At 54.7% G+C, this 13,315-nt stretch carries 12 protein-coding genes and 1 other RNA gene; 12 read left to right on the top strand and 1 reads right to left on the bottom strand.

Annotated features, from left to right (window positions below; translation table 11 throughout):
- Window positions 1-77 precede the first annotated feature (77 nt).
- From ACWWD9_RS08335 to ACWWD9_RS08310, 6 genes are all read left to right on the top strand, one after another.
- Window positions 78-1,286 carry an ammonium transporter gene (locus ACWWD9_RS08335; RefSeq protein ID WP_455866749.1) on the top strand — a complete coding sequence of 403 codons (1,209 nt, stop codon included), beginning with the start codon at window positions 78-80 and terminating at the stop codon, window positions 1,284-1,286.
- 192 nt (window positions 1,287-1,478) lie between these two features.
- The gene (locus tag ACWWD9_RS08330) at window positions 1,479-1,967 is read left to right on the top strand and encodes a Spy/CpxP family protein refolding chaperone (protein ID WP_455866748.1); all 489 of its coding nucleotides are present in this window, start codon (window positions 1,479-1,481) and stop codon (window positions 1,965-1,967) included.
- A 375-nt stretch (window positions 1,968-2,342) separates the two neighbouring features.
- Window positions 2,343-3,548, top strand: a complete 1,206-nt coding sequence (locus tag ACWWD9_RS08325) for an efflux RND transporter periplasmic adaptor subunit (protein WP_455866747.1) — start codon at window positions 2,343-2,345, stop codon at window positions 3,546-3,548.
- A gap of 8 nt (window positions 3,549-3,556) precedes the next feature.
- On the top strand, window positions 3,557-6,679 hold the full coding sequence (locus ACWWD9_RS08320; RefSeq protein ID WP_455866746.1) for an efflux RND transporter permease subunit: 3,123 nt from the start codon (window positions 3,557-3,559) through the stop codon (window positions 6,677-6,679).
- Window positions 6,676-8,127 (top strand): AdeC/AdeK/OprM family multidrug efflux complex outer membrane factor, encoded by a 1,452-nt coding sequence (adeC, locus tag ACWWD9_RS08315; RefSeq protein ID WP_455866745.1) that lies wholly within the window; start codon window positions 6,676-6,678, stop codon window positions 8,125-8,127. The genes ACWWD9_RS08320 and adeC overlap by 4 nt, the downstream gene beginning before the upstream one ends.
- A 176-nt stretch (window positions 8,128-8,303) precedes the next feature.
- Window positions 8,304-9,032, top strand: a complete 729-nt coding sequence (locus tag ACWWD9_RS08310) for a YoaK family protein (protein ID WP_455866744.1) — start codon at window positions 8,304-8,306, stop codon at window positions 9,030-9,032.
- An 89-nt stretch (window positions 9,033-9,121) separates the two neighbouring features.
- On the opposite strand, the gene ACWWD9_RS08305 is transcribed toward ACWWD9_RS08310, so the two are convergent.
- Complete coding sequence (locus ACWWD9_RS08305) at window positions 9,122-9,589, bottom strand: DUF4186 domain-containing protein (RefSeq protein WP_455866743.1); 468 nt, start codon at window positions 9,587-9,589, stop codon at window positions 9,122-9,124.
- Between the two features lie 146 nt (window positions 9,590-9,735).
- Here ACWWD9_RS08305 and ssrA point away from each other — a divergent pair.
- The 6 genes from ssrA to ACWWD9_RS08275 all read left to right on the top strand — a co-directional run bounded on the left by ssrA (window position 9,736) and on the right by ACWWD9_RS08275 (window position 13,224).
- Window positions 9,736-10,101: a transfer-messenger RNA gene (gene ssrA, locus ACWWD9_RS08300) on the top strand.
- Between the two features lie 175 nt (window positions 10,102-10,276).
- Window positions 10,277-11,497 (top strand): tyrosine-type recombinase/integrase, encoded by a 1,221-nt coding sequence (locus ACWWD9_RS08295; protein WP_455866742.1) that lies wholly within the window; start codon window positions 10,277-10,279, stop codon window positions 11,495-11,497.
- On the top strand, window positions 11,497-11,691 hold the full coding sequence (locus ACWWD9_RS08290; RefSeq protein WP_455866741.1) for a hypothetical protein: 195 nt from the start codon (window positions 11,497-11,499) through the stop codon (window positions 11,689-11,691). The genes ACWWD9_RS08295 and ACWWD9_RS08290 overlap by 1 nt, the downstream gene beginning before the upstream one ends.
- An 83-nt stretch (window positions 11,692-11,774) precedes the next feature.
- Window positions 11,775-12,017 (top strand): hypothetical protein, encoded by a 243-nt coding sequence (locus ACWWD9_RS08285; protein ID WP_455866740.1) that lies wholly within the window; start codon window positions 11,775-11,777, stop codon window positions 12,015-12,017.
- A 9-nt stretch (window positions 12,018-12,026) separates the two neighbouring features.
- Window positions 12,027-12,494: a hypothetical protein gene (locus ACWWD9_RS08280; RefSeq protein ID WP_455866739.1), complete on the top strand. Its 468-nt coding sequence runs from the start codon at window positions 12,027-12,029 to the stop codon at window positions 12,492-12,494.
- Entirely contained in the window at window positions 12,481-13,224 is a 744-nt protein-coding gene (locus tag ACWWD9_RS08275) for a hypothetical protein (RefSeq protein WP_455866738.1), read from the top strand. The genes ACWWD9_RS08280 and ACWWD9_RS08275 overlap by 14 nt, the downstream gene beginning before the upstream one ends.
- The last annotated feature ends 91 nt before the right edge of the window (window positions 13,225-13,315 follow it).

The following is a 13,315-nucleotide window of genomic DNA, read 5'->3' as shown; positions in this document are numbered from 1 at the left end:
GAAGAAACAATAACTTGCTGTATTGGCTTGAATTTTGCTCTTTTGAGCCAAACAAAAATTTCACAGGAGAGTAAGTAATGGAGACAGTGCAGTCAGCAAATGATGTAGTTTTTATGTTGCTCGGGGCGATTATGGTGCTTGCCATGCATGCCGGGTTTGCCTTTCTGGAGGTAGGCACGGTGCGCAGCAAAAACCAGGTGAATGCGCTGGTCAAGATCATGGTGGATTTTTCAGTATCCACCATTGCCTATTTTTTCATTGGCTATGGCATTGCTTATGGCGTGGATTTCATGCACGGCGCCGATGTGCTGTCCGCCAAGAATGGCTATGAGCTGGTCAAGTTCTTCTTCCTGCTGACCTTTGCCGCTGCCATTCCCGCCATTATCTCTGGCGGCATTGCCGAGCGTGCCAAATTCAATCCGCAAATCGCCGCCACCTTTGCCCTGGTCGGGCTGGTATATCCCTTCTTTGAAGGCATCGCCTGGAACGGCCATTACGGTATTCAGGCCTGGCTTACCCAGCAATTCGGCTTTGCCTTCCATGACTTTGCCGGATCAGTCGTTGTCCATGCCATGGGCGGCTGGATCGCCCTCGGCGCCGTCATCATGCTAGGCGCCCGCCATGGCCGCTACAGCAAAGATGGCCGTCTGCATGCATTTCCACCATCCAATATCCCATTCCTGGCATTGGGTGCATGGATACTCACCGTCGGCTGGTTTGGCTTCAACGTCATGTCCGCCCAAACCCTTAATGCCGTCAGCGGCCTGGTCGCGCTGAACTCCCTCATGGCACTGGTCGGTGGCACCATCGGCGCCGTCATACTCGGCCGCAACGACCCCGGCTTTGTACACAACGGCCCGCTCGCTGGCCTGGTCGCTGTTTGCGCAGGCTCCGACGTCATGCACCCGCTGGGCGCCCTGGTCACTGGTGGCGTTGCTGGCGTGTTGTTCGTCTGGGCCTTCACCTTGGTGCAAAACCGCTGGAAAATCGACGACGTCCTCGGCGTATGGCCGCTGCATGGCCTGTGTGGCGCCTGGGGTGGTATCGCCGCTGGCATCTTCGGCTCGCATGCTTTGGGAGGCATGGGCGGCGTCAACATCGTTTCGCAGTTAATCGGCACGGCACTGGGTGTTGCAATCGCGTTGGCGGGGGGATTGGTGGTCTACGGCGTGCTGAAGGCGGTGGTTGGCATCCGTTTGACGCAGGAGGAGGAGTACATGGGCGCTGATCTGAGCATTCATAAAATCCCTGCGACTTCGCAGCTTAGTGCGTTGGGAGATGATTGAACCCGGATTAAAAAATTTAACTGAATCAATTTTAATACGCCCGATTAGTCGGGCGTTTTTATTCGGTTTGATGGTCTTTACAACTATTTACCCCAGTTAACATACTTTGATTCAAACCCCTTTAACCTTTTGCTCCACGCGGCGTCTTACTTTGCGTAACACTTAATACTGAGTGAGTTAAAGGAGCGAGACATGAAAATCAATAAACACATTATTTTGCCAGGCCTGTTGCTGGTGGGTTCACTTGCGGCATTTGGTACGGCGCTGAGTTATGCCGGTGACGATGAGGCTTGTGCTGGCCCGCATGGCAAACATGCGCATGCCGGTGGTCCTGGTGCTGAAGATGCCGGGTTTCATCGCGGTTTGCGCGGGCTGGATCTGACGGCGGACCAGAAGGCGCAGGTGAAGCAGATTATGGATAAGCAGAAGCCGGTGCGTGAGCAGAAGATGCAGGCCTTGCATGATGGCATGAAGAATCTGCAAACGCTGGCGAAGGCTGAGCCTTACGACCCTGCCAAGGTGCAGGCGGCAGCGGCCGAGCAGGCGAAGATTCAGGCGGACCTGATTGTCTTGCGCACGGATGCGGCGCATCAGGTGTATGCCTTGCTGACGCCGGAGCAGAAGCAGAAGTGGAATGACCGGCCGGAGCGTGGACCTAAAAAGCCGGATGATCGTGGCTAATAGAAGGTCCGGTTTTTATCGCTCGCATTACTCCGGCGATCTATCTTTCAGTCTGGAGTAATACCCGTCACGATGGGTGTATGGCCTGAGAGCCCTTGCCACAAGCATGCGGGCTCCTTGGGTGCGAGATAAAGCAGGGCGCAGTGAAATGGCTGCGTCCTGTTTTTATGTCTATGTGCATGACGTTGAATAATGCCAATGTTATGCTTGTGCTCTGCCCGGGTTCTTCCGTGCTTGAATGCCAGTCTTGGCTGAATTTCCGTCCCATGTTTGAATGCAGAGCCTGCCCAGCATGCCTTTCGTATGGAATTTGATGATTGAATTGATCCTGTACGTATTTCCCGGCGCTCAAAAAAACGGGAAAGCGGAGAATAAATGAAAACAATACCTTACCAGCAGATAGCATCCGTTGCGGTGCTTGCTCTTATTTCTGTATTGACGGTTGCCTGCCAATCTGGCGACAAATCCCCCAAAGACAAACCCGCGCCTGAAGTTGGTGTGATGACCATCAAGCTGCAGTCGCAGCCACTCGAAACCGAGCTGCCGGGCCGCACGGCGGCGCACATGGTGGCGGAGATACGGCCGCAGGTCGGCGGTATTATCCTGAAGCGTGCCTTTACCGAGGGTGCCAATGTGAAGGCTGGCGAGTTGCTGTACCAGATTGACCCGGCGCCTTATCAGGCTGCGTATGCCAGCGCGCAGGCCGCACTGCAGAAGACGGAAGCCAGTCTGGTGTCGACGCGGCTGAAAGCAGAGCGCTATGCCCAGCTGGTGAAGATTAACGCGGTCAGCAGCCAGGATAATGATGATATTCAGGCGACCCTGCGTCAGGGTGAGGCGGATCTGGCATCGGCCAAGGCGGCGCTGGAAACTGCCCGCATCAATCTGGCCTACACGCGCATCGTATCGCCGATTGCTGGCAGGGTAGAGACCTCAACGGTCACCCCGGGTGCATTGGTAACGGCGAACCAGACCACAGCGCTGACTACCGTGCAGCAGCTGGACCCGATTTATGTGGATATCACCCAGCCCAGCAGTGCCTTGCTGCAGCTGAAGCGCCAGCTCGCCAGTGGCGCCCTGAAAAAATCCGGTGAAAATGCCACGCGCATGCAGGTGGTGCTGGAGGATGGCAGCCGCTATGCGCACGATGGCGTGCTGAGCGTGACGGGTGTAACCGTCAACCAAAGCTCCGGTGCTGTGACCTTGCGCGCCGTGGTGCCCAATCCCGAAGGCTTGCTGCTGCCGGGCATGTATGTGCGCGGTATTTTGCAGGAAGCGGTGAATACCAATGCCATCCTGATTCCACAGCTGGCGATGAGCCGCAATAACCGCGGTGAAGGCACGGCTCTGGTGGTGGATGCTGAAAACAAGGCGGAGCTGCGCACGCTGACGGTAGAGCGGGCGATAGGCAATCAGTGGTTGATCAGCAAGGGCTTGAGCGCTGGCGAAAAGCTGATTGTCGAGGGCCTGCAGAAGGTTAAGGTTGGTGACACGGTAAAAAGCGTGGAAGTAGCTGCACCTGGCGCGGCTAACACTACACCGTCGCCTGCCGGTGCTGCTGCTCCGGCCGCCGGGAAGTAGAGGCAAGCATGGCCCGTTTTTTCATTAACCGCCCTATCTTTGCCTGGGTTATTGCCATTGTCATCATGCTGGCGGGTCTCGCCGCCATTGAGACCTTGCCCCTGGAGCAATACCCGGATATCGCGCCGCCGCGCGTTTCCATCAATGCCACCTACACCGGCGCCTCCGCCAAAACCATTGAAGACTCGGTCACCCAGATTATTGAGCAGTACATGAAGGGGATCGATAACCTGACCTACATGGCTTCGACCAGCAGTTCGAGCAGCGCCAGCGTGTCACTGACGTTTGATGCGGGTACCGACCCCGATGTGGCGCAGATGCAGGTGCAGAACAAGCTGCAACAGGCCTTGCCGCGCTTGCCGCAGATTGTGCAGAGCCTGGGGGTGACGGTGAACAAGACCGGCACCGATTTCCTGATGGTGATGTCGATCTACTCTGATGACCCCAAGGTCACTACCACCGATATTGGTGACTACATCAGCAGCAGCCTGCTGGATCAGATCAGCCGTGTGGATGGGGTGGGTGACGTGCAGACCATGGGCAGCGGATACTCCATGCGCATCTGGCTGAACCCGGAAAAACTGCAGAAATATGCCTTGATCCCATCGGACATTACCTCCGCCGTTGAGGCACAGAATACCGAAGTTTCATCCGGCCAGCTGGGGGCCTTGCCTGCCGTTGGCCAGCAGCAGCTCAATGCCACCATTACCGCGCGCAGCAAAATGCAAACGGTCGCGCAGTTCCGCAATATTGTGGTGAAATCGGCGGCGGATGGCTCCGTGGTGCATCTGGGCGATGTGGCGCGGGTCGAGCTGGGCAGTGAGAATTACGCGATTGCCGGGCGGTATAACGGCAAACCGGCCGCAGGTATGGGCGTCAAGCTGGCATCGGGCGCCAATGCGCTCAAGACTTCCGAGGCCGTGCTAGCCAAAGTCAAAGAGCTGGAGCCTTATTTCCCCGCCAGTTTGAAACTCAAAACCGCGGTGACCTACGACACCACCCCGTTTGTGCGCATCTCCATCAAGGAAGTCGTCAAATCGCTGTTCGAAGCGGTTCTGCTGGTGGTGCTCATTATGTACATCTTCCTGCAGAGCTGGCGCGCCACCATTATTCCTGCGGTGGCGGTGCCCGTGGTGCTGCTGGGGACGTTTGGCATTCTGGCGGCCTTTGGCTATTCGATTAACACACTCACCATGTTTGGCCTGGTGCTGGCGATTGGCCTGCTGGTGGATGATGCAATTGTGGTAGTAGAAAACGTGGAGCGCGTGATGCGCGAGCAGGGGCTGTCGGCGCGCGAGGCTACCCGCAAATCCATGGATGAGATTACGGGCGCCCTGATCGGCATTGCCCTGGTGCTGTCCGCGGTATTTATCCCCATGGCCTTCTTTGGCGGCTCTACCGGGGTGATTTACCGTCAGTTTTCGATCACCATTGTGTCGGCCATGCTGCTATCGGTACTGGTCGCCCTGACCCTGACACCTGCGCTGTGCGCCACGGTGCTCAAGCCAGGGGAGCACGCACCTCGCCGCGGATTCTTTGGCTGGTTTAACCGAAACTTTGACCGGGGCTCCAAGACTTACCATGGTGGCGTGCAGGGCATCCTCAAGCGCAAGGCGCTCGCCATGCTGGTGTATGCGGCTATCGTCGGCGTGATGGCGGTGTTGTATGTACGCCTGCCCACTTCGTTTATCCCAACTGAAGACCAGGGCGTGCTGATGGCCCAGGTGCAATTGCCAGTGGGCGCTACTGACCAGCGCCTGCAAAAGGTGATGGATCAGGTGCAGGAGTATTTGCTCAAAGAGCCCGATATTGTGGCGATCAATATTTTCACAGGCTTGGGCGTGAGCGGAAACAGCCAGAATACCGGGCGGATTTTCATCCGCCTCAAAGACTGGGATGAACGCAAAGGGCCGGGGCAGAGCGCTGCGGAAATTGCAGATAAAGCTACGCGTGCGCTGGGCAAGATACGCGATGCCACCATTTTTGTGACGCAGCCGCCCAGTGTGCGTGGCTTGGGCGCGAGCGCTGGCTTTACCGTAGAGCTGAAGGATCTGGGCGGTCTGGGGCATGAGGCCCTGGTGGCCGCACGCGATCAGTTCCTCAAAATGGCGCGCCAGGATCCGCTCATGACCCGCGTGCGCAGCAACGACCTCGACGACACGCCGCAATATAACGTGCAGATTGATGACCAGAAAACCGGCGCATTCAGCCTCAGCACCGGCAATATCAATGAAACGCTGGCGCTGGCGATGGGCGGCAGTTACGTCAATGACTTTATTGACCGTGGCCGGGTCAAGCGCGTCTATATCATGGCGGACGCGCCTTACCGCATGCTGCCGGAGAATATCGGCCAGTGGTATGTGCGCAATGCGAATAACGACATGGTGCCATTCAGCTCATTTTCGCAGGGCAACTGGACCTATGGCTCGCCGCAGTTATCACGTTTTAACGGCATCTCGTCCATCGAGCTGGTGGGGGAGTCCTCCCCTGGCGCCAGCTCGGGCGACGTGATGGACAGCGTGGAAAACATGATGAAGCAAATGCCGACCGGCATAGGCTATGAGTGGGCAGCCCAGTCCTATCAGGAGCGCTTGTCCGGTTCGCAGGCGCCCATGCTGTATGCCGTGTCCGTGGTGTTCGTGTTTCTATGCCTGGCAGCACTCTACGAGAGCTGGGCGGTGCCTTTCTCCGTCATGCTGGTCGTGCCTCTGGGGATACTTGGCGCCTTGCTGGCAACCACGCTGCGTGGATTGTCGGGCGATGTTTACTTCCAGGTGGGCTTGCTGACCACGGTGGGGCTGGCGGCAAAGAACGCCATTCTGATCGTGGAATTTGCCAAGCACTTGCAAGAGCAGGGGCTGAGTCTGATGGAGGCTACCCTGCAAGCCGTACAGCAGCGTTTACGGCCTATTCTGATGACATCGCTCGCCTTTATTTTCGGGGTGCTGCCACTGGCAGCCAGCAGTGGCGCAGGCGCCGCCAGCCGCCAGGCGATTGGCACCGGCGTATTGGGCGGTATGTTGACCGCCACCTTGTTAGGTATCTTTTTTGTTCCGCTGTTCTTTGTGCTGGTCAGGGGCTGGTTCCCTTATAAAGCACCCGAGGCGGAAGCGACGGAGCAGAAATCATGAAATATTCCCTGATCACCCAGGCCGTGCTGGCGGCCATGCTGGCAGGCTGCGCGAGCATGGCGCCGGATTATCAGCGTCCGGCAGCGCCGGTGGCCGAGCAATGGCCGGCGCAAGCATCGAACCAGGGCACGCCAGCGGCGGATATCGGCTGGCGCGAGTTTTTGCTGGATAACCGTTTGCAGCAGCTGGTTGAGCTAGCCTTGCAAAACAACCGCGATCTGCGCGTGGCCGCCCTCAATATTGAGCAGGCGAGGGCAGAGTACCAGGTGCAGCGCGCTGACTTGTTCCCTACCGTGAATGTGATCGCCAGCCGCACGGCACAACTGGGTAGTGCGAGCAGTACCAGCAGCAGTACCAATGCGACGACCGGTACCGTGACTTCAAGCTCGGGCGGTTCGGTGGTGCAGAGCTATCGCGCCACCGTGGGCTTTAGCGCCTATGAACTGGATTTCTGGGGCCGTATCCGCAGCCTGAATGAGCAGGCGCTGCAAAGCTTTTTTGCCACTGAAGAAGCCAGACGCAGCACGCATATTTCGCTGGTATCCGAAGTTGCCTCGGCATGGCTGACGCTGGCGGCGGATATGCAACGGCTGAAGCTTGCGCAAGATACCTTGCAAAGCCAGCAGGCCTCGTATGATCTCACCAAACAGGGCTTTGATATCGGCGTGTATTCTGCGCTGGAGCTGCGTCAGATTCAGATCAGCGTGGATACGGCGCGTGCTGATGTGGCCAATTATCGCAGCCAGGTGAAGCAGGACCAGAATGCGCTGGTGCTGCTGGTAGGGCAGCCCGTGCCGGAGAACCTGCTGCCGCAATCGCAGCCTGATCAGGTCACTAGCGTGGCTGATCTGCCCGCGGGTATTCCTTCTGAAGTTTTGCAGCGGCGCCCGGATATCCTGCAGGCCGAACACAGCCTGCAGGCGGCCAATGCCAATATCGGTGCGGCACGGGCGGCGTTTTTCCCCACCATTACCTTGACCACCACGCTGGGTAGCGCCAGCAACCAGCTTTCCGGGCTGTTTGCCTCGGGCTCCAAGGTGTGGTCGTTTGCTCCGCAGCTGACATTGCCGATTTTTGATGCCGGGCGTAATCGCTCAAAACTCAAGAGTGCCGAGGTGGCGCAGCAGATTACCGTGGCGCAATATGAAAAAGCCATCCAGAGTGCTTTCAAGGAAGTCGCCGATGCACTGGCGATCCGCGAGAACCTGACCGAGCGGCTGCAAGCCCAGCAATCGCTGGTTGAAGCCTCGCAAGAAAGCTACAAGCTGTCCGATGCCCGCTTCCGTGGCGGGATTGATAGCTACCTGGCGGTGCTGGATGCTCAGCGGACGCTGTATTCTGCGCAGCAAACCCTGATCACCGTAAACCTGACGGCGCAAACCAATCAGGTGACGCTGTATAAAGTGCTGGGTGGCGGCTGGAACGAATCGACCAAAACCAATCCTTAGCGGGAATCCCGATGGCGGCGTGATGCGGAAGGCAGGTCTGGAACAGATGCATGGCCAGACCTGCTTTCGGCACAGCCCGCTTGGGATGTGATTCAAGTCAGCGACGGTTGCATGCTACTATCGCAGACAACAGCGCTGTTTGTTTGCCTCGCATAAGATTGACCGCCGGATAACGCATGAAACTACCAGACCACCCCTTAGAGCCCGAAATCAGCCCGATCGCGCGCGATGAACTCGCCATTATCTGCCAGTCCAATCTGCTCTCGTATGTGGCGGGGTTTGTCGATGTGCTGGGGTTTGTCGCGCTATTTGGGCTGTTTACCAATCACGTGACGGGCAATATCGTGATGATCGGTGGCCTGCTCACCACCCATGCCGATGGCCTTATCCCCAAGCTGCTGGCGATCCCCGTGTTTGTGATGTGCGTGGCGCTGTGCCGCCTGGTGGTGCTGTATTACCAGCGCCGTGGTCAGCAATGCTGGCGCCTGCTGTTTTGCACACAAATGCTGTTTTTGCTGCTGTTTATGGTGATCGGCCTGTCTGCGCTGCCCATCACGGATCCGGATGCCCCCATGGCGATTCTCGCCGGCATGATGGGGGTAGCTGCCATGAGCATACAGAATGCGCAGGCGCGCCTCATCAACCCGGGCCAGGTGCCTACTACCATCATGACCGGCAATATCACCCAGGCCGTGATTGATATGGTCGATATCCTCAGTCGCGATGTCACGCATCGCGATACCGCGCTTAAACGCCTCAAGATCATCGGCCCCGCCATTTTTGCCTTTATGGCCGGCGTGGTAACAGGTGCTTATGCGTTTCTCTATGTCTCGTTTTACGCGCTGGTGGTGCCCTTGGTGCTGCTGGCTGGCCTGGTGTTGCACGCCTCTTTGCGCCGGGCATAAAAATACCTGGCAACGTTACCGCTGCCAGGTATAACCCCTTGCGGAGTATTTCGGCATGAAGTGAGAGAGGTCATGCCGCGTGATTCATACTACTCAGCCTCATCCGGAAACAGTATCGGGAGTTGTCCGAGATGCTTGTCAGTGTTTCGCCTAGGCTTGGGTTTTGCCGCCGGGCGAATGGCCGACTCCGCTACCGGCGGCAGATTGCCAGCCGCCTGGTCCAGCCATCGTGCCAATACCCGCACAATATACGCTTGCTGATCCGCCGTTAACGCGCTGCCCTGGGCTATGCCATGCCACTCCGCCAGACAGCCGCGGCAACAGCACGCCGTGGCATGCTGCGCAATAAATACCGGATGCCCGCGAAACGGTGTTTGCTTGCCATCGCGTGCTGGCGATGCCGCCGCCAACCGGTTCGCCACGATCTCCCCCGCGTGCTGCATCACCAGTGGCAAGCCCTTGTTACGCAAATATGCCTGCTCCTTGAGCCCAAGCTTGAACTGACGACGAAAAGCCGACTGTTGCAAACGGTCAAACAGGGCATCCAGTGAGGGCATTCATCTACTCCAGCAAGTAATGTGAGCGGTGGCCAAGCCGATATGCAGCTTGTGCTGCGGGATTCAGCGATTAACGCGTATAATTGCACTCTTGCAAACCGAATGACAATCCCCATTGTCATAGTGTTGCAGATGCAAAACCAACAGGGGCCGACCAGGTTTCGACGTGGGTTGCAAAGCAGTGCAGGGCATACCGAGGCCTAGTCACCTCGTAAATAAACTAGAAAAAAGTATAGTCGCAAACGACGAAACTTACGCTTTAGCCGCTTAATCCCGGCTGAACGCTGCACCGAAGAGCCTCTCGGTCGGGCGGGGTAAAACCCGCAGCAGCGTCATATAGAGAGGATCGTGCGCTATTGGGTTACTTAATAACGCATTAAATCCAAGGTAACTCGCTTGATATTTGCTTGCTCGTTGGTGTGTATCAAGTTAAATCAAACAACACAGCTAAGTATGTAGAACTGTCTGTGGAGGGCTTGCGGACGGGGGTTCGATTCCCCCCGGCTCCACCATATTAGAGTTTAAAGAAGTCCAATGTAGTACAAGAAAGCCAGTATCCATAAGGGTCCTGGCTTTTTTGTTGTCCATAGTAGTCCAATAGGGTCTATTGACATCCGGGAATAAACAGGGGTAACTTGTGGGGTAACTGCTTTGAAATGGTAATATTTACCCCTGAGTTACCCCATAATGGCCCTGACTGATACCAAAATACGCAATGCAAAGCCTACCGACAAGGCCTACAAGGTCTATGACGAGGCTGGGCTATTCATTCAGGTTACCCCAGCTGGGGGTAAGTGGTGGCGTTTCAAATATAGATTCGGGGGTAAGGAAAAACTTCTTTCCTTTGGGACTTACCCCGATGTGTCATTGAGTGATGCCAGAAATCGCCGGGATGACGCAAGGAAGCTGTTAGCCAAAGAACCTCCTGTCGATCCTAGCGAACATCGCAAGACTCAAAAAATCTCCAGGGATAATGTCAGCACCAATAGCTTTGAGGCGGTTGCCCGTGAATGGATTGCTTCCTATATGAAGGATAAGTCCGAATCTCACAGAGAGCGGACAGCTCGCCGTTTCGAGGTGTATGTTTTCCCGTGGGTGGGCGCGAAGCCAATTTCCGAGATTGCCGCCCCCGATCTTCTTGCTTGCATCAAGCGTGTGAAAGATCAGAACAAGCTAGAAACCGCGCATAGGGTTCTCCAGGCTAGTGGCCAAGTATTCCGATATGCCGTCCAAACCGGCCGCGCTGCGCGCGACATCACCGCTGATTTACGAGGCTACTTACCTTCTACATCCGTTAAGCATATGGCGGCCTTCACCGACCCCAAGCAAGTGGCAGAGTTATTGCGAGCCATTGATGGCTTTAAAGGCACGCTTACAGTTCAGACAGCCTTACGCCTGGCCCCATTGGTTTTTGTGCGTCCTAGCGAGCTGCGTACTGCTAGATGGGCAGATATTGATTTGGACGCAGGTGAGTGGCGTTACCGCGTCAGCAAAACACAAACGGATCACTTGGTGCCTCTCTCGTCACAAGCTGTCGAGCTATTCAAACAGATCAAACCGCTGTCTGGTCATGGGGTATGGGTATTCATGGGTGGCCATGACCCTCAAAAGCCCATGAGTGAGGCCGCTATTAATGCCGCTTTGAAGCGTATGGGTTATGACACTCAGAACGACATCACCGGCCACGGATTCCGCGCAATGGCTAGAACGATATTACATGAGCGGCTAGGGATGGACCCCCACATCATTGAGCACCAACTTGCACATGCGGTGCCCGACGTTCTGGGCGCAGCATATAACCGGACCAAGTTTATTGAGCAACGTAGGCAGATGATGCAAAAGTGGGCTGATTATTTGGATGAGTTGAAGGCTGGAGCAACAATCATAAACTTAAAAGGAGCAGCATAATGACTAATCAAATATGGGTGCCAGTTATTGGGATGGATGCTGGAGAGGTCGGAGGAGTGGCATCCGCAAGGATGGTGCAACTGGACGACTTATCAAGTGAGTACGAGGCTGAAGCTTATAGTCGAGCTATAAACTTCATGAAGAAAACCCCGGAAGCTATTTCATTTATGGTCGTTAAAAAAACGTACAGTTAAATTTAAGCGGCGCCGCTAGATGGCCTAGGAAACTCTCTAGCGGCACCTAACCAAAATGCAACACTAAATAGGAGTATTGCACCATGGCTAATGCCAATTCTACCTTGCAACATCAGAACGATGTCTGTGTTTCTATCCCAATGGATAATTTCGATAGGGTCAATTTATTAATTATCAGGGCCGAGAGCATTTTAGACCTTATCTACAATGCCCAAGGAGCTGGTCAGACGGATGCTTTACTTAAGGGCACTCTCGAGACAGCTATGGACTCGGCCCTTAAGTTCCTCTCGGAAGCTAAGGTGCTATTGAATCAGAAGGCAGTCTAGGAGATCGTTATGCAAGAAGAAAAATACGGTACCAGAGACCGCACTTATTCCGCGTGGCATAGGCGTATGTCGACTCGCCGTTTCGTAGGGATTGAGCGAGCCCAGTCTTTAGCGATGATAGATCTAGATGCTGCTCTCTATGTGGAGTATGAGGAGGGCAGCAAGCACCCTGTGGCGCTAATTGAAACAGCTCGTGATGTAGGGCAGCCTCATAAGTCAACAACGGTAACCATGCGATTGGCAAAACTTGCAGGGTTGCCCTGCTATTGTGTCCTTTACCGAGCCGCAGGGAGTCCAAATCCAGCTGATCCCGAGTGGCCGGATATTCAATCATTCCGTGTGAAACGATTATGGCCCCGTCCTGAAAAGTCCTGGCGAACAATTGAGCCCGGCGAATGGGCAAACGCTTTATTAGAAATTCGTAATTGGGCTGCAATGAAGCTTGATTTGAGAGCGGCGAACGATGACAGCTTCTAGAATTTCAAGTTGGCCGACATGGGCACCAAAAGTTTTAGTTGATGAAATTGTTGAAAATTACCATCTAGCAGATGAAAACTCCGCAACAATGCTTTACCTGGATGTTTCATCAAGAATGTGCTCGGATCCTCTCATGGAGTCCATTTGGAACGAGATTCTTAAGCGTGCAAAAAGTAGTGATTATGAGAAAGGCTTGGTATCGCAAGTAACTCAAGCCGTTTACGAGAAACCTACTGTGGCCCAGCGAGTCGACCGAAATGCAGCCGTTAAAGCAGCAAAAAAATTAAGGAGTCTGTTAGTCCGCATGGGGTTAAGTGAGCAATCAATTTTTCCGCTAATCGGAACCAAAGCTTGTTCAAGCCTCATTTACCACTTTTTGGATAATGAGCACTTTCGGGTTCAATATGAAGATTCTGAAGATTGGAAGAGAGAATTAAATCATTTTTCACTTGTGCAAAATAAAGAAAATCCTAGTCTAGGAAGTATCAATCAATTGCTTCAACGCCTAGAAGAGAATTTGGGTAACTCAGAGTATTATCTACATAGCGTAGATGATTCTGATGAGTCTCGCGCGAAAAGACTTTGCTGCCTGGCAGGAGCTTATCTTAAAGAAGTATGCGGATCACCCTTATATGGCACCCTAGATAAACTATCCCAAGTTTTTTTCCCGGACGTCCAATTAAACGTTAGAGATATTTTACGATCCAGAGGAATCACTTCATCTAGCTAACGGGGTGGTGTAAATTTTAAAAAATAGCTCTTATTACACCATGCCACACAATCTTAATTAACGCCAATATTGCTCCATGTTGATCTAACTA

The sequence above is a fragment of the Methylovorus sp. SPW-M1 genome, from assembly GCF_053848825.1.
Note: the sequence above shows the minus strand (reverse complement) of the source record. Positions and strands in the feature narration are given on the sequence as shown.